Below are 23,929 nucleotides of genomic sequence, written 5' to 3' on the forward strand. Positions count from 1 at the left end.
CGATGCTATCGTTTCCGAACTCTGTTCGGAAATTAGACATCTTCAGGGCAGCAGCGGCTGTAGGGCGACGGCGAGCGGACCCAGCCGGCGGGCCGTGAAGGCGTCGAGCGGCTCATCGGCGGATGAGCGCAGCGACCACTCCTCCGTGCACCGCGAGGCCACCGCCATGAGGGCTCTGGCGACGCTGTCGACGAGCTCGGCGTCGACCCCCGGATGCGCACGCAGACACGCATCGACGAGCATCTCCACGAGCTCCTCGGCGCGTGAGACCGAGTGCGCGCGCAGGTCCGGATCGTCCTGGACGATGCGCCGGCGGGCGGCGAGCGCCGCGTGCTCGGCCGGTTCGTAGTGGGCGATCGCCAGCATCCCCGCGACGAGCAGGTCGACCACCGCGACGCCGGGCTGCTCGGCGAGGGTGTCGCGGAGTCGCTCGAGGGCGCGCTCGTGGTCCTCCCAGAGCAGGTCGCGCTTGGCCGGGAAGTATGAGAACAGGGTCGTGCGGCTGATTCCGGCGCCGGCCGCGATCTGCGCGAGCGACGTCGCGGCGTACCCGCGCTCGGCGAACAGGCCGAACGCGACGCGGCGGATCTCGTCGTGCGTGGTCTGCCGGGGACGCCCGACCGGGTTTTCGCTCACTCCGCCATCATGCCGTGGGCGACGCGCTCAGGCGTCCAGCCGTGAGCGGCCGGTCACGGCGTGACGAGCACCTTCAGCGCGGTCCGCTCGTCCATCTCGCGGTAGCCCCTCGGCACCTCGTCGAGCGTGACGGTCCGGTCGAAGACGAGACCAGGATCGACCTCACCGGACAGCACAGCGGGCAGCAGCTCCTCGATGTAGGCGCGGACCGGCGCCGGCCCGCCGGTCAGGGTCGCGTTCTTGCCGAACAGCGACCGGAACCCCACCGGCGCCTCCTCGTACTGCGGCACGCCGACGCGGCTGATGGTCCCACCGGGGCGCAGCACGCCGACCGCCTGACGGTACGCGGGCATGTGCCCGACCGCCTCGAGGACCTTCGCAGCGCCCAGACCGCCGGGGGTCAGCTCGCGCACCTGGGCGATGCCCTCCGCGCCGCGGTCGGCGACGACGTCGGTCGCACCGAAACGGCGACCCAGGTCCGTGCGCACCTCGTGGCGGCCCATCAGGATGATCTGATCGGCGCCGAGCTGCCTGGCCGACAGCACCGCGAGCAGTCCCACCGCGCCGTCGCCGATGACGACCACGGTGTCGCCCGCGCCGACGCCGGCCGTCCTCGCCGCGTGCCAGCCGGTGCCGTACACATCCGACAGCGTCAGCAGCGACGGCACGAGCGGCGAGTCCTCCGCGATGCCGGGGACCGCGAACAGGGTGCCGTCGGCGAGCGGCACCCGCACCGCCTCGGCCTGGCCGCCCAGCACGCCGTGCCTGGCGTCGTTCCAGAAGCCGCCGTGCACGCAGGAGGTCTGCAGACCGGCGAGGCAGAATTCGCACGTGCCGTCCGACCAGGCGAACGGCGCGATCACGAAGTCGCCTGTGCGCACCGTCGCGACCTCCGCGCCGATATCCTCGACGACGCCCACGAACTCATGGCCCATCGTGGTGCGGGCGTCGTTCTCGGTGCGGGAGTGGTACGGATGCAGGTCGGAGCCGCAGATGCACGAGCGCACCACGCGCACGACGGCGTCGGTCGGCCGCTCGATGACGGGGTCGGGGATCTGCTCGATACGGACGTCACCGGCGGAGTACATGAAGGCTGCGCGCATGCCCCCAGCCAATCAGTCCACCGCCGCGCGAGCCAGTGCCCGGCGGTCCGGGTATCGGCGGAACCTCTCACCGCTCACAGGTCGCGCCGAGGTCGCGTGGGTAGCGTCGGAGGCATGCAGCAACCTGCGGACACCCGCACCATGGCGGTCATCTCCGACGAAGGCACCATGACGTTCTCGCCGCAGGAGCTGCGATCGATGCGCGACGAGTTCCAGCACTTCCTGCTGCCCTACGAGTTCGGGCTGCGCGAGATCGAGACGAAGCTCGCGATCCTGCGCGACGAGTTCCAGCACATGCACGACTACAACCCGATCGAGCACGTCTCCAGCCGGCTCAAGTCCGCGGACAGCCTGGTGGAGAAGGTCGAGCGCAAGGGGATCGAGCCCGGTTTCGAGGCAATCCGCGCCGGGATCACCGACATCGCGGGGGTGCGTGTGACCTGCAGCTTCGTGAAGGACGCGTACCGCCTGTTCGACCTGCTCACCCAGCAGGACGACATCACGATCCGGCGGGTCAAGGACTACATCGCCGAGCCCAAGGCCAACGGCTACAAGAGCCTGCACGTCGTCGTCGACGTGCCGGTGTTCCTGTCGTCCGGCCGGGTGGACGTCCCGGTCGAGGTGCAGTTCCGCACGATCGCGATGGACTTCTGGGCCAGTCTCGAGCACAAGATCTACTACAAGTTCGACAGCAAGGTCCCCGACCGGCTGCTGGCGGAGCTGAAGGACGCAGCGGACACCGCCGCCGACCTCGACACCCGGATGGAGCGCCTGCACCGCGAGCTGCACGGCGGGCGCGTCATCGCGGTCTGATCCGACTGCCCGCACAAAAGGCAGACTCCGGCCGCGTCACCCCGATGGGCGACGCGGCCGGAGTCGGCGTGGCGGTCTCAGACGGCGCGGATGCGCGATGCCTGGGGGCCCTTCGGGCCCTGCTCGACGTCGAACTCGACGCGCTGAGCCTCATCGAGCGAGCGGTAGCCGCCACCCTCGATCGCGCTGAAGTGCGCGAACACATCGGGCGTACCGTCCTCGGGCTCGATGAACCCGAATCCCTTGTCCGCGTTGAACCACTTCACAGTTCCAAAAGCCATGGATTCCTTCTCTCTTGAGCGAGGGCCGCGCGAGCGGCCCCGTGTCCCGCGACGACGGCGTCGAGGCGGAAGATGTGTGTGCGACGCCAGGGGGCGCGCAACGCCGAGCGCGCCCTGCGCGACCGGAAGGCTGGCATAGCAGCCGAGGGGTCGCGCGAGCGCGTCGTGGAGGGTGTAGCCGTCGGCGTCGACGGTGATGAAGCCGGCGAAGCCGTCGGCCGTGGTCGCTGCGAAGACGTCGTCGTCCGCTTGGCGCCAGGTGACGGGTGTGCCGGAGGGGCAGAGGGGGGTGAATACAGAGGAGATGAGAAACGATCTGTTCGTGAGGCGATCAGCCTGTGACGCGAATGCGAGGGTGGCGGTGGAGCTCGCCGGAGTGCGGAGGATTCCGCATCGGATCGGGCGTAGAGGACAAGCCCATCAAATCATCATAGCCGATGATCGGCGAGCCCCGGACCGCTCCCTCTTCTTCTACGCCGGAACGAGCTGCGACTCCAGCCGGGCGTAGCTGGCTTCCATGCCGTCGGTCATGCCGGTCGCGAGCACGATGTCGCGCAGCTCGACGCTCGGATAGGTGATCACGATGCTCAGCAGCGTGCCCCCGTCCACGGGCGTCAGGGTGAGCTCGTTCAGCGTGCCCGGGCCCTCCATGCCGATCATGCGCTCGGTCGTCACCGCCCGGTACGGGGCATCCGACGCAACGAGTTCGCCTTCGAAGCCGAAGCCGCCCTCACCGCCGCCGATCGGCGCCCATTCGTACCGGTAGCCGTCGCCGACCTGATCGGCGATGTCGCACACCGTCATCTCCCACCCGTCCGGGCCGAGCAGCCAGCGCTTCATGAGCGCGGCGTCGTTGTGCGCCTGCCAGACCTGGTCGAGGGTGCCGCGGATGGTGCGCGCGACCCGCACGCGGGTGTCGTCGAGGATCTGGGCCTCGGTCGCCCGGTCGGAGGCGAACGAGGCGAGGTCGGCGAGGACGTCGTCCATCTGCCCCATGGCCGCCCGCATCCCGTCCTCCATGCCCATGCCGAGCAGCTGGTCGAGCGCCTCGGCGGAGGGGAAGAAGGTGGTCGTGGTCACCCGCGAGCCCTCGTCGGTTCCCTCGAAGGTGAAGCTCATCCGCATGCTCGGCATGTCGGTGTTCTCCGAGCCGTCGGCGGTGGCGAACCCGTCGCGCACCTCGAAGCTGCGGCCGGGGTCGACCGCGAGGAACTCCCAGAACGCGTTCGAGCTCTCGCCGTCCGGCCCGGTCATGGCGTAGCTGGACCGCCCGCCCGGGTACACGTCGTGGCGGTAGAAGGTGGCGGGCCACCCCGGGGGGCCCCAGAACCGCTCGAGCTGACGCGGGTCGGCGTAGGCCTGCCAGAGTCGCTCGACCGGGGCGGCGAAATCGGCGACCACGGTCATCGTGAGCGCGTCGGGGTTCTTGCTGACAGAGGTGATGGGCATGACGGTGCCTTTCTGTGCCGGCTCAGACGCCGGGGGTGATGTCGTCGGCGAGCAGCGCATCGAGCTTGCCGATGCGTCCTCGCCAGATCTGCTCGTAGCGGTCGAGCAGGATCTGCGCCTGCCTGATCGCTTCGGGGTTGCCGCGCACCATGCGCTCGCGGCCGTGGGGATGCTTGGTCACCAGACCCGCCCCCTCGAGGACGGCCACGTGCTTCTGCACTGCGGCGAAGGACATGTCGTATGAGGCCGCGAGGTCGGAGACCGATGCCTCGCCCCCCAGGGTGCGCCGGACGATGTCGCGTCGCGTCGCATCGGCGAGGGCCCGGAAGATCCGGTCCACCGCGTCGTCGCTGAGTTCGATTTGTACAACCATTTGGTTGTACGTTACGACTGCGGACGGATGCTGTCAACCCCTCGCGATGACGACTCCCCTACTTTCGGATGACGCTCACCTTCGCGCTGGCCGGCGACGTGCCCAGGGCGTTCTTCGCGTACACCGTGAAGTACACGCGCTTGCCGTGCGAGCCCTTGGTCGTCACGACCTTGAGCGTGCTGGCCGAGACGGTCTTGAGGGTGGACCAGGACGACCCGTTCGTCGAGTACTTCACGACGTACGACGTGATCGCGGAGCCGTTGGACGACGCCTTCGGCCACGCCACCGTGATGGTGCCCTTCCGGTCCGAGACGGCCGTCACCTTGGTGGGCGCGAGCGGCTTGCCCGCAGGCAGGACGCTCACGGCGGCCGCGTACGTGCCCACGCCGACGCTCGTCTTGGCCGCCACGCGGATCTGGTAGGTCTTCCCGTTGGTGAGGCCCGTCAGTGCCGCGGTCAGGGTGCTCGCGGAGGTGGTGGCCGCCGCGGTCCACGTGCCCGTGGTGCCGAGGCGCTTCTCGACGACGTAGCCGGTGACGGTGCCGTTCGGCGTCGCCGGGGCCGTCCACGTGACGGTCGCCTTCGTGTCGCCGCGGGTCGCCTTGAGCGTCTGGGGCGCCGAGGAGTACCCGAGCGTCCGTGTGGAGACCTCGGTCGCGGGGCCCTCGCCGATCACGTTGATCGCGGCGACCGACACCTGGTAGCCGGTGGCGTTCTCGAGGCCGGTCAGGGCGTACGTGGACGACACCGGGATGTCCTTCGTGGTCCACGTGACTGCGCCGCTGACGCGGTAGCTGACCCGGTAGCCCGTGATCGCGCTGCCGCCGTTGGCGGAGACCGAGCCGATCTTGAGCGACAGCTCGCCGAGCTTGGGCGTCACCGTCAGCGTGGGCGCGCCGGTCGGAGCGGTCGCGGTCGCGAGCTCCTTGACGTCGGACCAGGGGCCGAGACCCTCACTGTTCGTGGCCGCCACACGGAACTCGTAGACCATCCCCGGTTCGAGGTTCTGCACCCCGAAGCTCGACACGGCCGTCCCGGTCTCCGTCTGGATGGCGCCCGACCAATCGCCGTCCGAGCTCTTCTCGCGGTACGCCACGACATACCTGATCGGCACATCGGTGCCTGTGGCGGCACCCGTGAGCAGCGTCCACTTCGCCGTCAGGCCCGTGTCCACCTTGGTGAGGGTCAGCCCCGAGACCTTCGCGGGAACGGTGCGCGCGGTGAAGGTGTCCGCCGCGGACACCGCCAGCACGCGCAGCGCGGACGACGCGCCCACAGGCTCGGACAGCGCCTTCACGCGCCAGTAGTACTGCTTGTTCGCGACGAGGGCGTCGGGGATCGCGAACGAGGTGGCGACGGTCTCGTAGTTCTTGACGCCCGCGGTGAAGGCCACATCCTCCGCGATCTGCACCAGGAAGCGCGTGGCGCCGTCGACGGTGGACGCCCAGTACAGCACGCGGTCGTTCAGCGGCAGCACGGTCGCGTCTTCGAGCTGCACACCGCCTGGTGCGCTGCCGACGCTGAACGTCTGCGTCGTGCTCCACGGGCTGACGTTGGTCGTCAGGTTGGAAGCATCGTGCGTGCGCACCTGCCACTCGTAGCTGCCCTGGTCCAGGCCGGTGATGGTCGCGGCCGTCTGCGAGACGACGACGGCGGACGACCAGGTGCCGCCCACACGGCGGTACTGCACCGAGTACTTGAGCGCGCCAGGAACCGAGGCCCACGTCAGGGCCGCCGAGCCGCCGGCGACGGAGGCGGGCGCCGACACCGCCGGGGTCGCGATCCCGACGCTGAAGGTCGACGACTTGCTGACCGGGCCTGGATTGCCGTTCGCGTCGAGCGGGGCCACGTCGAACGAGTAGTTGGTCCCCGGCGCGAGCGGCACATCGGTCGCGGTCGACGGGAACGACGCGTCGTTGGAGGCGGCCGGCTTCTGCGCCATGAAGAACGGGTACTCGACCTCCTTCGCGATGCCCTGCTGGACGCTTCCGTTGAAGACCCGCACCTGGTACCCGCGACTGCCGCCGTCCTGGAGGCCGGTCACGCTCTGAGGGTTCCACGACAGGCGCACCGAGCCGTCGGTGAGCGCCGTCGTGCTCAGACCCGTGAGGGAGTGGCTCTCCTTGTGCCATTCGAAGGAATCGTGGCTCTCGTTGTCGACGCCGCCGATGAGGAGGATTCCACCGGTGAACTGGGTGATCGCGAAGGCGACGGGGTGCACCGAGGCGTAATACGGCTCAGCCGTGACGTTGTCGGCAAGAACACCGTTGAGCCGCAGGGTGGTGCTGGTCGTGACCACACTGGCGATCTCAGCCGTGCGCTGGGGGTTCTTGTAGAGGGTCACCAGGTAGGCAGGGGCGTTCGCCCATGCCTCATCGACGATGCGTCCAGACCGACTCCAGGACATGAGCGGTGCCGGCTGGCCGCTCGCGCTCGAGGGATTGTCTGTCGCGAAGGCGTCCAGGTCGAGGTCGACGGCGACCGTCTCGGGGACGGGGCGATCCTCGGGGCTGACGGTGACGTAGCGGGTCTCGGACCAGTTGGAGATCTGCGCGCCGCTCGGGAGCGCGGCCGTGATCGACGTGGTCGATGATCCGGTGAGGTCGACACCCCGCACGCGCCAGTTGTAGGTGCGACCGGGCTGGATCGGCGTTCCCTTCTGAAGCGTATTGGTGGTGTCCCACAGGCAGTCGCCCACGCTCTTCAGCACTTCGCCGGCACCCGAGTTGTCGAGACCGCTCTCGTACCGACCGAGGATGGTCGCCGAAGTGGATGCGGTGCGGCACACGTAGACGTTGCTGTACGTGTCGCGCACCTCGAGGTCGTAGAACGTCGCACGGGGCAGCGGCTGCCAGGCGAGCTCGAAGTCCGACAGGTAGGTCGTCGGGGCGGTGAGCGAGCTGGTCGACCCGGTGACGCTGACCGGGGCGGCGTTGCCCGGATCGGAGGGGAGCGACGCCTGGTCGGAGGTCGTCCACTTCTTCTTGTACTGCTGCACCGCCGACGGGGTGCCGAGGTTGTTGGCGTAGTCGAGCGGGGTCACCTGCCAGAACCGGGTGGTGTCGGACACCTGCACCGTGGGGATGTAGGTCGTGGTGAACACGTCGATCGTGCGCGGGTTCAGGATCGTCCGGTTCGCGCCGACGCCGTCCGCCGCCTCGCCGAAGGTCACGCGGTACTTCGCGGCACCGGGGACGGCGTCCCAGCTGAACGCCAGGTCGGAGTGGACCGTGGCGACCTCGTCGGCCGGGTGGAGGTCGGACGGCGCGTCATCCCAGGTGATCTGGAACTCCCGGGCCGGCGACCACGTGCCGAAGACCGCCGGCGAGGCCGAGGTCGTCCCGTTGTAGAACTGCGCCCGCACGCGCCAGGTCCAGGTGAGCACGTTGCCGCTGCTGTCGACGCGGGCGAGCGGGTTCACCGGGGCGAACTGCGTTCCGGCCACGGCCTGGGTGACGCTGGCGCCCCCGCCCAGCGTGTCCGAGGTGTACTCGAGTTGGTAGGAGATCGCACCGACCACCGGCTCCCACGAGAACACCGTCGGATCGGGGTAGGCGATGTGCTCCACCGCGTCCTCTGCGCCTGGCCGGAGGGTCTCGGGGGCGGAGTCGAGCCCGACCTCCACGAGGTTGGCGCCGGAGGGCTCTCCGAGGGTCGAGGTGCTCGTGCCGGTGCCGAACGCGGTCACGCGCCAGTAGATCTCCGCGGGCGCGTCCGCCGGTGAGGAGGCATTCGGCTGCGAGCGGGTGACATGGTCGAGCCCGTACGTGTCGACCATCGACACCGCACCCGTGGGGAACGTCGGATCCGCCGACCACTCGACCCGGTACGCGCTCGCCCCCGGCGACGCGGCCCACGCGAAGTGGACGGTCCCGTCGACGTAGGCGTCGGCGGCGAGGCCGGACGGCGATGACGGTCCGGCGGCCAAGGCGGGAGCCGCGGCGACGCCGGCCCCGATCAGCGCACCGATGATGACAGCGGAAACCGCTCTGCGAAGGTTCATCCCAGCCTTTTCCCCAAGAAAAGTGACGCCAGCCCCCAGCGGTGGCAGTCGACGCAACGTTATCGCGAGACCGCGGCAGTCCCGCACATCCGATGTGCCGGAAGTTCCGGAATCGCGTGGTGCGAGCCGCGCCCGGCGTCAGACCAGCCGGAACACGCGGATGCAGACCAGGCCGGGTTCGGGTCGCGCGTAGCCGACGAACTGCGACTCGGCCAGCCAGCGGTGCGCCGGCGACCCGGTCTGGAACACGAATGCGGTGCGGTAGTACAGCTCCCGCTCCGACACCTGCTCGCGGGCGAAGAGCCGCGCGGCGACATCAGGCTCGGCGCGCCAGTAGCCGCCGTTGACGACATCCACGAATCCGCCGTCGACCTCGAGCACGTACCGGGCATCCAGCTGCACCGTGTCGCCACGCGCGACCCACCAGTCGCCGCCGCTCGCCCTCGTCGAGGCGGCGCGGGTGATCGACGGCATCCGGCCCGTGCTCGTCGCGGCCTACGTCGGCACGCAGAGCACCCTCGAGCGACTCGTCGCCCAGAAATTCCCGGATGCGTCGCCGGCCGACCGGGCGCGCACCGCGTACGGCGTGCTCACCCTGGCGCTCGGCAACGTCCCCCGCTCCGTTTACGGACGCGACACGCCGCGTGCCGCCCGGATCAGACGGCGTGTCGCGTCCGTAAACGGGTTGGGGGCTGGGCTCGGGGTTACGGGGGCGTTACGAGGCGTCGGACGGAGTGTCGGGGGCGGCGCTGTGAGGCGCGGGTTCGTCCGGTTCCGCCCTTGCGGCCATTGCAGGGTCCGCCCCGGACGTATTGAATGGCGGCACGCGCCACGGCGGCGCGCGGAGCGGAGGATTCGTGACGGCTGCAGACACGACGACGGAGCGCGCCGGAGCGGACAGCGGCACACGCGGCTCGGTCGTGCTGGCGGGAGTCACGAAGCGCTACGGCGATCAGGTCGCCGTCGACGACCTCTCGCTGCAGATCGAGCAGGGCGAGTTCCTCTCGCTGCTCGGCCCGTCGGGCTGCGGCAAGACGACGACCCTCCGCATGATCGCCGGCTTCGAGCATCCCGATGCCGGAGACATCCTCATCTCGGGCGCGAGCGTCCTGGGCGCACCGCCCCACAAGCGCGACGTCAACACGGTGTTCCAGGCGTACGCGCTGTTCCCGCACATGTCGGTCGCGGAGAACGTCGCCTACGGCCTGCAGCAGCGCCGCGTGCCGAAGGCGGAGGTGCGCGAACGCGTGTCCACGGCCCTCGACATGGTGCAGATGCGCCGCTTCGCCGACCGCAAGCCGACCCAGCTGTCCGGCGGGCAGCAGCAGCGCGTCGCGCTCGCGCGGGCACTCGTCAACCGCCCATCGGTGCTGCTGCTCGACGAGCCGCTCGGCGCCCTCGACCGCCAGCTCCGCGAGGAGATGCAGCTCGAGCTCAAGCTGCTCCAGTCGCGGCTGGGCATCACGTTCGTCTTCGTCACCCACGATCAGGGCGAGGCGCTGTCGATGAGCGACCGCATCGCCGTCATGCGGGACGGGCGCATCGAGCAGCTCGCCGACTCCGACACCATCTACGGATCGCCGGCATCGGCCTACGTGGCCGCGTTCGTCGGCCAGCAGAACTTCTTCGACGGGACAGTCGCGGCGGACGCCGCATCCGTCGCCACGCCGCACGTGCTCGTGCGGCCGGCCTCCCCGATCACCTCCCCCGCTCCCGGCGCCCCGGCCCGCGCCGCCGTGCGGCCCGAGTTCGTCGAGCTCGCGACGACGCGTCCTGACACCGACGCCAACGCCGCCGAGGGCCGGATCATCGGCCTGTCGCACCTGGGCGAGACGATGCAGTTCCTCGTGCAGCTGGACGCCGAGCAGGCCGTGCTCTCGCGGCGACCCACCCCCGACGCGCCACGGGTGGCCGTCGGCGACTCGGTGTGGTGCTCGTGGCGACCGGAATCCGTGCAGGTGTTCCCGCACGATGATCTCGCTGCCGCCGCCGGGCACGTCGACCCGCCCACCACCCGCACCGTCCGCACCGCGCAGTCCCTGTAAGCACCAGAGAGGAACCCCATGGCCGAGCAGAACCCCGTCCGCATCCTCGCCAGCCGCGCCGCGGCGCCCGTCATCGTGCAGGAGCTGACGCGTCGGCGCTTCCTCTCGCTGGCCGCCATCGCCGGCGGCACCGCGTTCCTCGCGGCGTGCGCCGGGCCGAGCAGCAAGCCCACGCCGGTCGCCACCGGCGGCGACGTCGAGGACGCACTGTCGATCTACTCGTGGGGCGACTACGACGCCCCCGAGGTGCTCACCTCGTTCACCGACGAGTTCGGCGCGAAGATCACCGTCGACTCGTTCGGGTCGAATGAGGAGCTCATCTCGAAGCTCGTGGCGGCCAAGGGCACCGGCGGGTACGACATCATCGTGCCGACCGGCGTCTTCATCCCGCAGATGATCGAGAACGGACTGCTGCTGAAGCTCAACAAGGAGCTGATCCCCAACCTCGAGCACATGGATGCCGCGTACCTCGGCCGCGAGTGGGACCCGGAGAACGAGTACTCGATCTGCAAGGCGTGGGGCACGACGGGGTTCGTCTACGACAAGACCGTCATCACCCGGGAGCTGACCAGCTGGGCCGATTTCCTGGATGCTGCGCAGAACGAGGCGAGCGGCAAGACCAGCGTGCTCGACGACCCCGCCGAGATCACCGGCATGTACTACTGGGCGAACGGCATCGACTGGAACACCACCGACACCGCAGAGATCGACGCGTGCGAGGACTTCGTGGTCAACACGCTCGCACCGCACATCGCCGCGTTCGACTCGTACCCCGGCTCCGGCGCCATCCCGCAGGGCACGCATGCCCTGATCGAGGTGTGGAACGGCGATGCGCGGCAGGGGATCCTGAACTCGTCCGACCCCGACAAGTGGCAGTGGGTGCTCGGGTCGCCGACGACGGAGCTGTGGATGGACAACTGGGCGATCTCGGCGAGCGCCCCGCACCCCGAGGCCGCGCACGCCTTCATCAACTACGTCCTCACGCCCGAGAACGCGATCGCCGAACTCGACTACATCGGCTACCACACCGGCGCGAAGGACATCCAGTCCACGGCGGAGGAGGAGGGGCTCGAGCGCCTCGATCTCGTGTTCTTCACGCCGGAGCAGCTCGCGACCATGAAGGACGGCGAAGTCAACGAAGCCCAGCAGCGCACCGTCGACATCTGGAACAAGGCGAAGGCCGCAGCGGGTGCGTAGGCTGCGGCTGCCGGGGTTCGCCCTCGCGATCCCCGCGTGGGCGTGGCTGCTGGTCTTCTTCGTCCTGCCGGTCGCAGTCGTCTTCTGGTACAGCTTCGGCTACAAGCCGGGCATGTTCGGCACGCACGCCAACGACGTGCTGTCCTTCGACCGCTATGCCGAGGTGCTGACGCCGACCTTCTTCGACACGTTCCTGAACACGCTGTGGATCGGGCTCGGCGGCACCGCGCTGTGCTTCGTGATCGGCGCGCCGGTCGCCTACTGGATGGCCCTCAAGGCGCCCGCGCGCTCCAAGGGACTCCTGATCGCCCTCGTGCTGGTGCCGTTCTGGACGAACTTCCTGGTGCGAACGATCGGATGGCAGGTGATCCTCGCACCCGAGGGCATCGTCTCGCACGTGCTGCAGCTGGTCGGGCTCGCGCCGCTCGAGATCCTCTACACCCGGCCCGCGGTGCTGCTGGGCGTGGTCTACAACTACCTGCCGCTGATGATCCTGCCGCTGTTCGTCGCGTTCGACCGGGTCGGCCTGCCGCTGCGGGAGGCGTCGAAGGATCTCGGTGCCGACAGCATCCGGACGTTCCTGCGGGTGACGTTCCCGCTCGCCCGCCCCGGCGTGATCGTCGGCGTGCTGCTGGTGTACATCCCGCTGATGGGCGACTACATCACCGCGACGGTGCTCGGCGGCGCGAAGGGCAACATGGTCGGGCAGCTCGTCGCGAGTCAGTTCCAGACCGCCCAGAACTGGGCGCTCGGCTCGGCGATGGCGGTCATGCTGATCCTCATCATCCTCGGCTCGGTCGCCCTGCTCGGTGCCCTGGCGTGGCTCGTCAGCCTGCCGTTCCGTTCCCGCAACCGTCTCGTCCTCGGGGAGGCTGCGTCGTGACCGACCGTCTGCTGAAGGTGTGGAGCATCCTCGTCTTCGTCTTCCTGTTCCTGCCGATCGTGGTGATCGTCGCCTACTCGTTCAACAACGGCCGGCTGCTCACGGCGTTCACCGAGTTCGGGTTCGACGGCTATCTCGCGCTGTTCCGGAAGTCGGTCCTGAGCGACGCCGTCATGGTGTCGCTGCGCACCGGCGCGATCGCCGCGGTGCTCGCGACCCTGCTCGGCACCCTCGCCGGCATCTCGCTGGCCCGCCGTCCGGGGAAGTGGACCTGGTGGTTCATCGGACTGCTGCTGCTGGTGTCGGTCACGCCCGAGATCGTCGACGCGGTGTCGCTGCTGCCCTGGCTGGTGTTCCTCGGCCAGGACCTCGGGATGTCGGTGTTCAACGACGGCACCGTCCGTCTCGTCGTCGGCCACTCGCTGTTCTCGGTCGCCGTGGTCACCTACATCGTGCGCGCCCGTCTCGTCGGGCTGCCGGAGAACCTCGAAGAGGCCTCGGCCGACCTGTATGCGACGCCGTTCACGACATTCCGCCGGGTGACGCTGCCGCTCGCGATGCCGGCCGTGCTCGCCGGCGCGCTGCTCGCGTTCACGTTCAGCCTCGACAACACCGTCGTCTCGTCGTTCGTTCAGGTGTCGGGCTCGACGCCCTGGCCCGTCTACATCCTCAGCTCGCTGCGGTCGGGGCTGCGACCCGAGATCGCCGCGGTGTCGACGATCATGCTGATCCTCACCCTCGTCGCCCTCGCCGTCGTCGCCCTGGTGCTGCGCCGTGCGGGCGATTCCGCCACCGACATCGCCCGCACCATGGCGGGCGGGTAGGAGAACCATGACCCACGCCGAGCTCGTCTTCATCGGCGGCCCTGTCTTCACCGCGGACACCGTGCGCTCGCGCGCGACGGGTGTCGCCGTGTCGGGCGGCCGCATCGTCGCCGTGGGCGGTGATGAGATCCGGGAGCTGATCGGCCCCCGCACCGAGGTCGTCGACCTGGCCGGACGGATGCTGGTGCCCGGCTTCCAGGACGCGCACGTGCATCCGGTCTCCGGCGGGCTGGAGCTGCTGCGGTGCGATCTGAGCGAGGGGTCGACCGAGGCCGAGTACCTCGACACGGTCGCCGCCTACGCGCAGGCGCATCCGGACGAGGAGTGGATCACCGGCGGCGGGTGGGCGATGTCGGCGTTCCCCGGTGGCACCCCGACCTCGGAGGCCCTCGACCGCGTGCTCCCCGACCGCCCTGCTTTCCTGCCCAACCGCGACGGACACGGCGCCTGGGTGAACACGGCCGCGCTGCGCCGCGCCGGCATCGATCGCGACACCCCAGACCCCGCCGACGGACGCATCGAGCGGGATGCGGACGGCCGCCCCACCGGCACGCTCCACGAGGGTGCGATGTCGCTGGTGAACCGGCTGATCCCCGACCCGTCGCCGGAGTTCCTGCACGAGGCGCTCCTGGCCGGACAGCGCTACCTGCACTCGTACGGCATCACCGCGTGGCAGGACGCCATCATCGGCGACTACAGCGACCTCGTCGATCAGGGCGAGACGTACCGGGCGGCCGCGGCGGACGGCTCGCTGACCGGCCGGGTCGTCGGCGCGCTGTGGTGGGACCGCACCGCCGGGCTCGAGCAGATCCCCTCGCTCGTCGAGCGGCGGGAGCGGTTCTCGCTCGGGCGGTTCCAGGCGACGAGCATCAAGGTCATGCAGGACGGGGTCGCCGAGAACTTCACGGCGGCGATGCTCGAGCCGTACCACGACGGGCACGGGCACTTCACCGACAACTCGGGCATCTCGTTCGTCGCGCCCGAGATCCTCGCAGAGGCCGTGCCGCAGCTCGACGCGCTCGGATTCCAGGTGCACTTCCACGCGATCGGCGACCGCGCCGTGCGCGAGTGCCTCGACGCCGTCGCCGCCGCCATCGACCGCAACGGACGCGGCGACAACCGGCACCACATCGCCCACATCCAGGTCGTGCACCCCGACGACGTGCCGCGCTTCCGCGAACTCGGCGTCGCGGCGAACATGCAGTCGCTGTGGGCCACGCTCGAGCCGCAGATGGTCGAGCTGACGCTGCCGTTCCTCGGCTCGCCGCGCGACGCGTGGCAGTACCCGTTCGGCGACCTGCTGCGCTCGGGCGCCGTGCTCGCGGCGGGCAGCGACTGGTCGGTGTCGTCGCCGAACCCGCTCGCCGCGATCCACACGGCCGTCAACCGGCAGGCGGCGCCCGGGTATGAGGAGGGCGACTACGAGCCGTTCCTGCCGGAGCAGGCGATCGACCTGGCCACCTCGCTCACCGCGTACACCGCCGGGTCCGCCTGGGTGAACCACCTGGACGCCGAGACCGGCACCGTGGAGGTCGGGAAGTACGCCGATCTCGCCGTGCTCGATCGCGACCCGTTCGCCGGTCCCGCCGATCAGATCGGCGCGACCCGCGTGCTGCAGACCTTCGTCGAGGGCGTCCGCGTCTTCGACGCGTCGGACAGCTGACCCCGCTTCGTCTCGTCGCTCCGCTCCTCGCTCAACGACCCGCAGTGCCAACACCGATAGGAAGTGATACCCGTGGGAACCACCGTCTTCGAACGACGCGTGCCCTCGGCATCCGTGATCAGCCGCAGCCTCGAGACCACCCGGTCGGGGGTGTTCTGGACCGAGGACCTGCCCGAGGGGCTGCGTCCCGATCGAGCGCCGCTGCGGGGTGCCGTCGCGGCCGACCTCGTGGTGGTCGGCGCCGGCTACACCGGGCTCTGGACCGCACTGCTGGCGAAGACCCGCGACCCCGGCCGGCGCGTCGTCGTGGTCGAGGCAAATCGCGTGGGATGGGCGGCGTCGGGCCGCAACGGCGGGTTCTGCGAGGCGAGCCTCACCCATGGGCACGACAACGGCATGAGCCGCTGGCCCGACGAGATGCCGCTGATCGAGCGACTCGGGATGGAGAACCTCGACGCCATCGAGGCCGCCGAAGCCGACTACGGTCTGGACTTCCACTTCGAGCGGACCGGACAGCTCGCGCCCGCGACGGAGCCGCATCAGATCGAGTGGCTGCGCGAGGTGCCCACCGGCGACGACGTCGTGTTCCTCGACGAGGCGGAGGCGCAGGCCGCGGTCGCCTCGCCCACCTACCTCGCCGCGCTGTGGGAGAAGCGCAACTGCGGGCTGGTGCATCCGGCCCGGCTGGCCGCCGAGCTCGCCCGCGCCGCCGAGGAGCGCGGTGTCGAGATCTTCGAGCGGTCGCACGTGCGCAGTCTCGACACCGATGGGGCAGGCGTCTCGATCGTCACCGATGACAGCCGGGTCGATGCGGCGCACGCCGTGCTCGCGACCAATGTGTTCCCCTCGCTGCTGCGCCGGAACCGCCTGATGACGGTGCCCGTGTACGACTACGCCCTCATGACCGAGCCGCTGACCGACGAGCAGCTCGCCGCGATCGGCTGGCGCGACCGGCAGGGCATCGGCGACATGGCGAACCAGTTCCACTACTACCGGCTGTCGCAGGACAACCGGATCCTGTTCGGCGGCTACGACGCGCTGTACCACTACGGCCGCCGCGTCGACCCGGCGTACGAGAACAGGCCGGATGTGTGGGCACGGCTCGCCAGCCACTTCTTCACGACGTTCCCGCAGCTCGAGGGCCTGCGATTCTCGCATCAGTGGTCAGGGGCCATCGACACGAGCACGCAGTTCACGGCGTTCTTCGGCACCGCCCGACGCGGACGGGTGGCCTACGCCGCCGGATTCACCGGCCTCGGCGTCGGATCGACGCGGTTCGCTGCCGACGTGATGCTCGACCTGCTCGACGGCACGGTCAACGAGAAGACGACGCTCGAGATGGTGCGCAAGCGTCCCCTCCCCTTCCCACCGGAGCCCGCCGCATCCATCGGCATCAACGCGACGCGCTGGTCGCTCGACCGCGCCGACCACAACGAGGGACGCCGCAACCTGCTGCTGAAGACCCTCGACCGCCTCGGCCTCGGGTTCGACTCGTGACCGCGCTGACCGCGGGGGCGGTGACGGATGCTGCCGGCCTGACGCTCGGTCACGAGCCCGTGCCCGCGGAGCAGGTCGTCGCGGGGACGCCCTCGACCGGTTACGTCGACCTCGACGATGCACGGGGCGTCGGCATCGGCGTCTGGGAGATGACACCGGGAGCCATGAGCGACGTCGAGTCGGACGAGGTGTTCATCGTGCTGTCGGGGTCGGCGACGGTCGAGTTCACCGATCCGGCGCTGCCGGCGATCGAGCTGCGCGCCGGCTCGATCGTGCGGCTCGAGGCGGGCATGCACACGGTGTGGACCGTGCGGGAGACGCTGCGGAAGGTGTACGTCGCCGGCTGATCGCCCGCTCAGAACGGCGGCGGATCCAGCGCATGCTCGCGGCCGGTCGGACTGAGCCAGACGACCGCACCGGTGCGGGGATCGAATCGCCACAGCGACTCGGTCTTCACCCCGTGGTGCGGCTCGCACTCCGGGCCTAGGTTGCCGGCGGCGGTCGGCCCTCCGCGGGCCCACTCGAGCCGATGGTCGATATCGCAGTCGCGGGCCGCGCGGGCGCAGCCGGGGAAGATGCAGACCGGATGCTGCGCCTCGAGCCATCGCCGGAGCGCCCTCGGCACCCGATAGGTCTTCCGGTCGAGGTCGAGCACGGTTCCGCTGACCGGATGCGTCAGCACTCGAATCCACGAGGCTGACTCCCCCGCCAGTCTCTTCGCTGTCTCGAGCGGGATCGGACCGTAGCCGTCGAGCGTCGCCGGCTCGTCGGAGTGCCCGAGGATCGACAGCACCGGGATCGTGATCGCGATCTGGGCCTTGCGACGGCGGTGCGGCGGGACGCAGGACGTCACGACGAGTGCACGGCCGGATGCAGGGGCCGCCGTGTCCGCGGCGGCCGCGGTGTCATCGGGCAGCGGATAGGTCTCGCCGTCGATGAGCAGATCGGCCAGGATGTCGGCGCGCAGCTGCGCGAGCGTGCGCGTCTCGCCCGGCAGTCCGCGCAGGTGCCGGGCGGTCTGGTCGACGCGGCGGTAGGCGGCGTGCGCCTCGATCGCGGGCAGGGACGCCGTGAGCGTCGCCATGCCGTCGAGGTTCGGGTCGAGCCAGACGGCCCGCTCGGCCGCGGCGCGCACATGCCGCTCCTGCAGCGACTCCCGGTGGATGCGCTCGCGCGCAGCCCGGGCGTTCATGAGGAACTTGCCCGGGGTGAGACGCCCGGCCATCGCAGTCACGTGCGCGTCGAACAGCGTCCAACTGTCGCTGGCAACGTCCGGCAACGTCGCGGCAAGTGTCGCTGCCGTCACCGCGTTGCGCTCATCGACAGCACCCGAGAGGAACTCGCGCCACAGACCGGGCAGTCGCTCCTGCAGCGTCGCGGCATGGGCGCCCCGCGCAGACACGGTGGTCTCGGCCAGATGCAGGCGCGTGGCGATGTCGCAGATCGCGGCGCGCGCGGCGACCTGCCGACGCTCGGCGCGTACCGCCGCGACCGAACGGCCGCGGGGATCCTGCCACGCGGGGTCGAGCGTCGGGTCGGAGCCGAGCCAGAACTCCGGATGCTCGCGGGCGTCGGCGAGCACCTCGCCGATCGCGGCGTACTGCGCGGCGATCGCCTCGCGCTGCCGGTGCGCGACGCGCTCGATCTCGTCCATCGCCAGCGTCACCCCGAGAGCCGGCGACACGACCGTCGCCGGCTGCGCGAGCGCGTCGAGGTAGGCCGCGATCTCGTCGTCGACCAGTGCCTGCTCGGCGACCCACTGATCGAACTCGGCCAGGCGGGCGAGGTCATCGTCGTCGGTCGCCCGTTCAACCCTCTCCCGCGCACCATCGTTCATAGTTTCGATGGTAGCGATGGCCTCCGACATCGACCGCGCCCAGCATCCCGCACGCATTTCGGTTCACTCGTCCATATCTTCGAATCTGCGGCAACGGCACCCCGGCCCAGCCCGGCTAAGCTGAGCTCATGACCCGACGCGAGCTGCCGACGACCGAGGCACTGCTGATCATCGACATCCAGAACGACTACTTCCCCGGCGGCGCGCACCCGCTCTCCGGCCCGGTCGAGGCCGCCGAGCACGCGCAGGAGCTTCTCGCTCACTTCCGGTCCGTCGGCCGGCCGGCCGTGCACGTCCAGCACATCTGGGACGCGCCGGACGCCCCGTTCATGCGACCTGGCACCGCGGGGGTCGAGATCCACACACTCGTCGCACCTCAGGCCGACGAGCCGGTCGTCACCAAGGCGGAACCCAACTCGTTCCTCGACACCCGGCTCCAGGTGCTGCTCGAGGAGATCGGCGTCGACCGACTCGTCGTCTGCGGGATGATGTCGAGCATGTGCGTCGACTCGACGGTGCGCGCCGCATCCGACCTCGGCTACGCCGTGACCGTCGCCCACGACGCCTGCGCCGCGCCCGACCTCTCCTTCGGCGACACCGAGATCCCCGGCGCGACGGTGCACGCGAGCTTCATGGCCGCACTCGCGGGCGGCTACGCCCGCGTCATCCCGACGCGTGAGGTCATCGCCGAGCCCCGCGGCTGAGCCCCGCGGCTGAGCCCCGGCTCCCGGAGCGGGAACGCGGTCAGCGGGCGGCCGAGCGCCGCACCAGCAGCGCGAGATGCAGCGCGGCCTGGACCTCACCGTCGTCCAGATCGGCGGCGAGCAGATCCTGGATGAGCGCGATCCGCTGGTAGAAGACCGAGCGCGACAGGTGCGACGCGGATGCGGCGGCCGTCCGGTTGCCCGGATGCGCGAGCATCGCGCCCAGCACGTCGAGCAGGTCTCCCCCGCGGCCGAGGTCGTACTCGATCAGGGGCGCCAGCATCCGCTCGCCGTGCTCGAGGACCCGGTGGTCGTCGCGCAGCGCCGTCACCAGGCGCGCGAGCGGCCGGTCCTCCGCACGGCGCAGCTGCGGTCCGCCGGCGCGCGGCCCGCGCCCGCGGGCGAGGTCGACCGCCTCCTGCAGCGAGGTGAGCGCGGAGTCGAAGCCGTCTGCGCGCGAGCCGATCGACAGCACGAGGCGCTCCGGCTGCGGCGTCAGCGCCCGTGCGAACGAGAGCGCCGCACGATCGTCGAGCGCCGCCCGCGCCGGCAGCGACACCAGCAGCAGGGCGGCCGGCGCCGCCACTCCCGACGGCGCTGAGCCGGTCAGCGCCCGGCCGCCGAGCGCGCGGGCGGCGGCATCGGCGACCTCCGGTGCCAGTGGCGCGCCGGCCGCCACCATGCCGTAGAGCGCGCTCGCCTCGACCGGCAGCCCCGCCGCCTCGAGCCGCGCGGCGGCGCCACCGGGGCCGGCGAACCGGCCGGCGAGCAGTCCGTCGACGAGCTGGCCGCGCCCGATCCGCCCCCACTCGTCGACGTCGCCGTCGGCGAGCCGCCCGAGCGCGAGGGCGATCGCGCCCTGCTCGAGCACGCTCGCGCGTCCGGCCGGATGCGGTGGCCCCGGCAGCGCGACGAGGTGCCCCCAGCGCACGCCCCGCGCCTCCACGGGCACGATCAGCCAGGAGTCCGCGCGCGCCGCCCGCTCGCGGTGCGCGATGCGCGACCGCACCTCCCAGCGGGTGAAGAGCTCCTCCTGGAGTGCCAGGGGCACATCCGCGGCGACCACCTCGTGCGCGAGGTTCTCGAGCACGACCGGCGCCTGCAGCGTCTGGGCGAGCTGGTGCACGACGAAGTCGGCGGGCGACCCGCGCAGCGCCAGCGCGGTGAACCGCTCGCGCACCTCATCCCGCGCGCGCAGCGCCGCGGTCTGCTCCGAGATGATGCGGCTGTGCACCGCCTCGGTCAGCGTCACGAACTTGACCTCGCGGTTGAGTGCGACCAGCGCCAGCCCGCAGTCCCGCGCAGTGTCGACGACCACGCCGGGGACGTACCGGTAGTGCGTGCCGAGCTCGAGCACGATGCCGGCGGTCCCGGCCGCTCGCAGTCCCTCGACGAAGGCCGCGAGCTCGTCGGGCTCGGCGGGCCACCCCGACCCGGTCGACAGCAGCAGCTCCCCGCCGTCGAGAAGCCGGGCGACGCCCGCGCTGTCCGACACATGCGCCCAGCGCACCCGTGCGTCCAGGGTGTCGTCGCCGACGAGCACCTCGGGCACCCCGGCCGCAAACGCGTCCAGCGCGAGCACCTCCCGGACGCTCGGCAGGCTCGCCTCGACCGTCGGACGATCCGTCCGGATCGCCGTGGGTTCATGACGGTCAGCCATCGAATGCCCCTCCTCTGCTCTGACACACTGGGACTCGTCAGCCTAGACGACGCTCGGTCGATCTGTCCGGCGGACCGACACGAAGGATCAGCATGCCCCTCATCCGCCATCACATCAACGGTCAGCCCGCGGGCGCCGCCGAGCGCACGGGCACGGTCTTCAACCCGGCGACGGGCGTCGCGCAGCACGAGGTGGCGTTCGCGACCACGGACGAGACGCAGCAGGCGATCGCCGCAGCATCCGCCGCCCTTCCGGCCTGGCGTGCGACGAGCCTCATCAAGCGCGCCGACGTGTTCTTCCGCCTGCGTCACCTGCTCGTGGAGCGGCAGGACGATCTCGCGGCGATCATCACGAGCGAGCACGGCAAGGTCCTCTCCGACGCGAAGGGCGAGATCAGCCGCGGCATCGAGAACGTCGAGTTCGCCGCCGGTCTCGTGCACCTGCTGAAGGGCGAGCACTCGGAGCAGGTCTCGCGCGGCGTCGACGTGCACTCGGTCAAGCAGCCGGTGGGTGTCGTGGGATGCATCACGCCCTTCAACTTCCCGGTCATGGTGCCCCTGTGGATGACCGCGTCCGCCATCGCCTGCGGCAACACCGTCGTGCTGAAGCCGAGTGAGAAGGATCCGTCCGCCGCGCTCTTCCTCGCCGCGCTGTACGAGGAAGCGGGCCTGCCCGCCGGCGTGCTGAACGTCGTGCAGGGCGACAAGGTCGCGGTCGACGCGATCCTCGACAGCCCCGACGTGCGGGCCGTCAGCTTCGTCGGCTCCACCCCGATCGCGACCTCGATCTACGCGCGCGCCGCCGCCAACGGCAAGCGCGTGCAGGCGCTCGGCGGGGCGAAGAACCACATGGTGGTCATGCCGGACGCGGACCTGGATGCTGCGGCCGACGCCGCGGTCTCCGCCGCGTACGGGTCGGCCGGCGAGCGCTGCATGGCCGTCTCGGTCCTGGTCGCGGTCGGCGACGAGACCGCAGACGCCCTGGTCGCCAAGGTCGCCGAGCGCGTCGCCGGCCTCACCATCGGCGACGGCACGGACGCCGCCAGCGAGATGGGCCCGCTCATCACGCGCGAGCACCGCGACAAGGTCGCCTCGTACGTCACGGGCGCCGCCGCCGAGGGCGCGACGGTCGTCGTGGACGGCACCGCGGACGAGTTCGACGGCGATGGCTTCTTCATCGGCGTCTCGCTCATCGACCGCGTCGCCCCGGGCATGAAGGTCTACGACGACGAGATCTTCGGGCCGGTCCTCTCCGTCGTGCGCGTCGAGAGCTACACCGAGGCCGTCGAGCTCATCAACGCGAGCCCGTTCGCCAACGGCACCGCGGTGTTCACCCGCGACGGCGGCACCGCCCGCCAGTTCGAGTTCGACATCGAGGTCGGGATGGTGGGGGTCAACGTGCCGATCCCCGTGCCGATCGGCGCGTTCTCGTTCGGCGGCTGGCGCAATTCGCTGTTCGGCGACTCGCACATCTACGGACCCGAGTCGATCCACTTCTACACGCGGTCGAAAGTGGTCACCACCCGCTGGCCCGACCACACGCCGTCGCAGATCGACCTCGGCTTCCCGAGCAACCACTGAGCGGAGACCCCATGACGACTCTTGATGTCCGACCCGACCTCGAAGCCCAGGTGCGCGCCGACGACCGCGGCCACGTGTTCCACTCCTGGAGCGCGCAGGCGCTGATCGACCCGCTGCCGGTCGCCGGCGGCGAGGGGGCGACGTTCTGGGACTACGCGGGCACCGCGTACCTCGACTTCTCGTCGCAGCTCGTGAACCTCAACCTGGGGCACCAGCATCCCGATCTCGTCGCCGCCATCCAGCAGCAGGCAGGGCGTCTCGCCACGATCCAGCCCTCGATGGCCAACGATGTGCGGGGCGAGCTGGCCCGCCGCATCAGCGAGGTCGCCGGCGACGGGTTCTCGAAGGTGTTCTTCACGAACGGCGGCGCCGACGCGAACGAGAACGCCGTGCGGATGGCGCGCCTGGTGACCGGCAAGCGCAAGGTGCTGTCGATGTACCGCAGCTACCACGGCAACACATCGACGGCGATCACGCTGACCGGCGACCCTCGCCGCTGGCCGAACGAGCCCGCCGACGGGTCGGTGGCGCACTTCTTCGGTCCGTACGCCTACCGATCGCCGTTCCACTCCTCGAGCCCCGAGGAGGAGACCGACCGCGCGCTGGAGCACCTCGAGCAGACGATCATCCTCGAGGGCGCTTCCACGATCGGCGCGATCATCCTCGAGACGGTGGTCGGCACCAACGGTGTCCTCGTGCCGCCGCCGGGCTACCTGCCCGGTGTGCGGGCGCTGTGCGACAAGTACGGCATCGTCTACATCGCCGACGAGGTGATGGTCGGCTTCGGCCGCATCGGCGAGTGGTTCGCGTTCCAGGCGTTCGACGCGACGCCAGACCTGATCACCTTCGCGAAGGGCGTCAACTCGGGGTACGTGCCCCTCGGCGGGGTCGTCATCTCCGACCGGATCGCCGCGCACTTCGACACCGTCTCCTTCCCGGGCGGCCTCACCTACTCCGGCCACCCGCTCGCGTGCGCGGCCGGCGTCGCGACGTTCGAGGTGTTCGAGCGCGACGGCATCCTCGAACGCGTGCGCGACCTGGGCGCGCGCGTCGTCGAACCGCGGCTGCGCGCCATCGCGGAGCGCCACCCGTCCGTCGGCGAGGTGCGCGGGCGCGGGCTGTTCTGGGCCATCGAGCTGGTGCGCGACCGCGAGACCCGCGAGCCGCTGGTGCCGTTCAACGCAGCCGGGGCCGACGCCGCCCCCGTCGCCGCCGTCGCCGCCGCCTGCAAGGAGGCGGGGCTCTGGCCGTTCACGCACTTCAACCGCATCCATGTCGCCCCGCCGCTGGTGATCTCGGAGGAGGATCTGGTGCGTGGACTCGACATCATCGATGCGGCGCTCGACGCCGCAGACGCCGCGCTCTGAGGGAGACTGACCCG

20 protein-coding genes are annotated in these 23,929 nt (G+C 70.5%); 11 read left to right on the top strand and 9 right to left on the bottom strand.

Going from position 1 to position 23,929, the window contains the following annotated elements; genetic code table 11:
* Window positions 1-42: 42 nt before the first annotated feature.
* Both Microterr_RS12565 and Microterr_RS12570 read right to left on the bottom strand, forming a co-directional pair.
* Window positions 43-636, bottom strand: a complete 594-nt coding sequence (locus tag Microterr_RS12565) for a TetR/AcrR family transcriptional regulator (protein WP_263797594.1) — start codon at window positions 634-636, stop codon at window positions 43-45.
* Window positions 637-689: 53 nt separating this feature from the next.
* Entirely contained in the window at window positions 690-1,739 is a 1,050-nt protein-coding gene (locus Microterr_RS12570; protein ID WP_263797593.1) for a zinc-dependent alcohol dehydrogenase family protein, read from the bottom strand.
* Window positions 1,740-1,880: 141 nt separating this feature from the next.
* Between Microterr_RS12570 and Microterr_RS12575 the strand changes: the two genes are divergently transcribed.
* A complete protein-coding gene (locus tag Microterr_RS12575; RefSeq protein WP_263798753.1) occupies window positions 1,881-2,552 on the top strand; it encodes a GTP pyrophosphokinase in 672 nt (223 codons plus the stop codon).
* Window positions 2,553-2,629: 77 nt separating this feature from the next.
* Here Microterr_RS12575 and Microterr_RS12580 read toward each other — a convergent pair whose 3' ends face one another.
* The 5 genes from Microterr_RS12580 to Microterr_RS12600 all read right to left on the bottom strand — a co-directional run bounded on the left by Microterr_RS12580 (window position 2,630) and on the right by Microterr_RS12600 (window position 9,132).
* Window positions 2,630-2,833, bottom strand: coding sequence for a cold-shock protein (locus Microterr_RS12580; RefSeq protein WP_263797592.1), 204 nt, complete (start codon window positions 2,831-2,833; stop codon window positions 2,630-2,632).
* 471 nt (window positions 2,834-3,304) lie between these two features.
* Window positions 3,305-4,282: an SRPBCC family protein gene (locus Microterr_RS12585; protein ID WP_263797590.1), complete on the bottom strand. Its 978-nt coding sequence runs from the start codon at window positions 4,280-4,282 to the stop codon at window positions 3,305-3,307.
* A 22-nt stretch (window positions 4,283-4,304) separates the two neighbouring features.
* Window positions 4,305-4,655 carry an ArsR/SmtB family transcription factor gene (locus Microterr_RS12590; protein WP_263797589.1) on the bottom strand — a complete coding sequence of 117 codons (351 nt, stop codon included), beginning with the start codon at window positions 4,653-4,655 and terminating at the stop codon, window positions 4,305-4,307.
* A gap of 58 nt (window positions 4,656-4,713) precedes the next feature.
* Entirely contained in the window at window positions 4,714-8,658 is a 3,945-nt protein-coding gene (locus tag Microterr_RS12595; protein ID WP_263797588.1) for a fibronectin type III domain-containing protein, read from the bottom strand.
* Window positions 8,659-8,796: 138 nt separating this feature from the next.
* A complete protein-coding gene (locus Microterr_RS12600; RefSeq protein WP_263797587.1) occupies window positions 8,797-9,132 on the bottom strand; it encodes a DUF3237 domain-containing protein in 336 nt (111 codons plus the stop codon).
* Between the two features lie 383 nt (window positions 9,133-9,515).
* Between Microterr_RS12600 and Microterr_RS12605 the strand changes: the two genes are divergently transcribed.
* From Microterr_RS12605 to Microterr_RS12635, 7 genes are all read left to right on the top strand, one after another.
* Complete coding sequence (locus Microterr_RS12605) at window positions 9,516-10,703, top strand: ABC transporter ATP-binding protein (protein ID WP_263797586.1); 1,188 nt, start codon at window positions 9,516-9,518, stop codon at window positions 10,701-10,703.
* 18 nt (window positions 10,704-10,721) lie between these two features.
* Window positions 10,722-11,900: a polyamine ABC transporter substrate-binding protein gene (locus Microterr_RS12610; RefSeq protein WP_263797585.1), complete on the top strand. Its 1,179-nt coding sequence runs from the start codon at window positions 10,722-10,724 to the stop codon at window positions 11,898-11,900.
* A complete protein-coding gene (locus Microterr_RS12615; RefSeq protein WP_263797584.1) occupies window positions 11,893-12,783 on the top strand; it encodes an ABC transporter permease in 891 nt (296 codons plus the stop codon). The genes Microterr_RS12610 and Microterr_RS12615 overlap by 8 nt, the downstream gene beginning before the upstream one ends.
* The gene (locus Microterr_RS12620) at window positions 12,780-13,607 is read left to right on the top strand and encodes an ABC transporter permease (protein ID WP_263797583.1); all 828 of its coding nucleotides are present in this window, start codon (window positions 12,780-12,782) and stop codon (window positions 13,605-13,607) included. The genes Microterr_RS12615 and Microterr_RS12620 overlap by 4 nt, the downstream gene beginning before the upstream one ends.
* A gap of 7 nt (window positions 13,608-13,614) precedes the next feature.
* Window positions 13,615-15,270 (top strand): amidohydrolase, encoded by a 1,656-nt coding sequence (locus tag Microterr_RS12625; RefSeq protein WP_263797581.1) that lies wholly within the window; start codon window positions 13,615-13,617, stop codon window positions 15,268-15,270.
* Window positions 15,271-15,342: 72 nt separating this feature from the next.
* Window positions 15,343-16,767, top strand: a complete 1,425-nt coding sequence (locus tag Microterr_RS12630; RefSeq protein ID WP_263797580.1) for an NAD(P)/FAD-dependent oxidoreductase — start codon at window positions 15,343-15,345, stop codon at window positions 16,765-16,767.
* Entirely contained in the window at window positions 16,764-17,114 is a 351-nt protein-coding gene (locus Microterr_RS12635; protein ID WP_263797579.1) for a cupin domain-containing protein, read from the top strand. The genes Microterr_RS12630 and Microterr_RS12635 overlap by 4 nt, the downstream gene beginning before the upstream one ends.
* Before the next feature lie 8 nt (window positions 17,115-17,122).
* Here Microterr_RS12635 and Microterr_RS12640 read toward each other — a convergent pair whose 3' ends face one another.
* Window positions 17,123-18,604, bottom strand: coding sequence for an HNH endonuclease signature motif containing protein (locus Microterr_RS12640; protein ID WP_263797578.1), 1,482 nt, complete (start codon window positions 18,602-18,604; stop codon window positions 17,123-17,125).
* Window positions 18,605-18,732: 128 nt separating this feature from the next.
* Between Microterr_RS12640 and Microterr_RS12645 the strand changes: the two genes are divergently transcribed.
* On the top strand, window positions 18,733-19,308 hold the full coding sequence (locus Microterr_RS12645) for a cysteine hydrolase family protein (RefSeq protein ID WP_263797577.1): 576 nt from the start codon (window positions 18,733-18,735) through the stop codon (window positions 19,306-19,308).
* 40 nt (window positions 19,309-19,348) lie between these two features.
* Here the strand turns inward: Microterr_RS12645 and Microterr_RS12650 are convergent, their stop codons facing one another.
* Window positions 19,349-20,968, bottom strand: a complete 1,620-nt coding sequence (locus Microterr_RS12650; protein ID WP_263797576.1) for a PucR family transcriptional regulator — start codon at window positions 20,966-20,968, stop codon at window positions 19,349-19,351.
* Between the two features lie 92 nt (window positions 20,969-21,060).
* Between Microterr_RS12650 and Microterr_RS12655 the strand changes: the two genes are divergently transcribed.
* Together Microterr_RS12655 and Microterr_RS12660 are read left to right on the top strand one after the other, a co-directional pair.
* On the top strand, window positions 21,061-22,548 hold the full coding sequence (locus Microterr_RS12655; protein WP_263797575.1) for a CoA-acylating methylmalonate-semialdehyde dehydrogenase: 1,488 nt from the start codon (window positions 21,061-21,063) through the stop codon (window positions 22,546-22,548).
* A gap of 11 nt (window positions 22,549-22,559) precedes the next feature.
* Window positions 22,560-23,915: an aspartate aminotransferase family protein gene (locus Microterr_RS12660; RefSeq protein ID WP_263797574.1), complete on the top strand. Its 1,356-nt coding sequence runs from the start codon at window positions 22,560-22,562 to the stop codon at window positions 23,913-23,915.
* Window positions 23,916-23,929 lie beyond the last annotated feature (14 nt).

The organism is Microbacterium terricola (assembly GCF_027943945.1).
GTDB classification, from domain to species: domain Bacteria; phylum Actinomycetota; class Actinomycetes; order Actinomycetales; family Microbacteriaceae; genus Microbacterium; species Microbacterium terricola.